Source organism: Penaeicola halotolerans (genome assembly GCF_016464625.1).
GTDB lineage: Bacteria > Bacteroidota > Bacteroidia > Cytophagales > Cyclobacteriaceae > Penaeicola > Penaeicola halotolerans.
This window is the reverse complement of the sequence record NZ_JAEAGO010000212.1, coordinates 1-237: the sequence shown is the minus strand read 5'-3', so window position 1 is coordinate 237 and position 237 is coordinate 1. Positions and strand designations below refer to the sequence as shown.

Sequence of the window (237 nt, the reverse complement as noted above, 5' to 3'; positions counted from 1 at the left end):
TGCAGGCGCTTTATGCCATCTGTGACAACTGTAACTCACTGCATACCAATGCTTAGGATGAGCCAATCACTACGCCTACTGAGGAGTCGGTGAGACGTGCCATGGCCATTCAGTTGATTACCAATAAGGAGCTAGGTTTGACCAAAAATGAAAACCCGATCCAAGGGGCTTTCATCATAGAGGTTTTGACTGACGTGGTGGAGGAAGCTGTTTACGAGGAGTTTGATCGCTTGACAG

1 pseudogene is annotated in these 237 nt (G+C 47.7%); it reads left to right on the top strand.

Features of this window, described 5'->3' with window-relative positions:
- Positions 1 to 237: pseudogene (locus I5349_RS14055) on the top strand (methylmalonyl-CoA mutase family protein); the annotation flags it as partial.